2 protein-coding genes are annotated in these 473 nt (G+C 40.6%); both read left to right on the plus strand.

What is annotated here, in order from left to right; genetic code table 11:
• Nucleotides 1-194 (plus strand): type II toxin-antitoxin system BrnA family antitoxin (brnA, locus tag COY37_RS08835; RefSeq protein ID WP_286977261.1); only part of this gene is annotated, 194 nt, incomplete at its 5' end.
• 87 nt (nucleotides 195-281) lie between these two features.
• Nucleotides 282-473: type II toxin-antitoxin system RelE/ParE family toxin (locus COY37_RS08840; protein WP_286977264.1), on the plus strand; the 192-nt coding region annotated here is incomplete at its 3' end.

Here is a 473-nt window from a genome sequence, read left to right on the forward strand (position 1 = left end):
CGCGTGAGTTTGAAAAAATATTTGACGAAGGCAAAAAGGATATTACCAAATACCTCGACATATCCAAATCAAGGAGGCCCGAACAAGAACAGAAAAGAGTAAATGTAGATTTCCCTTTGTGGATGATCCGCTTGCTGGATAAAGAAGCAAGACGCTTGGGCGTGCCCCGGCAATCCATTATCAAAGTAATATAAACTCGAACAGTATCCACAATAAACCAGATGTTATCCAATATTTGAAATAACGTTGACAGTAATAACGCATAACGTTATTATCCGATTATGATAAAAAGCTTCCGCTGCAAAGAGGCCGAGAAGATATTTGAGCGCCAATTCGTAAAGAAATTCTCTGTAGATATACAGCGCTTAGCTTATCGAAAGCTTGTATTACTAGATTCTGCCGAGAGATTGGACGACCTTAAAGTACCTCCCGGCAACCGTCTCGAGAAGCTTTCAGGCAATAGACAAGGACAA

Origin of the sequence: Candidatus Aquicultor secundus (assembly GCF_002791875.1) — a bacterium.
GTDB classification, from domain to species: Bacteria; Actinomycetota; Aquicultoria; order Aquicultorales; family Aquicultoraceae; genus Aquicultor_A; species Aquicultor_A secundus.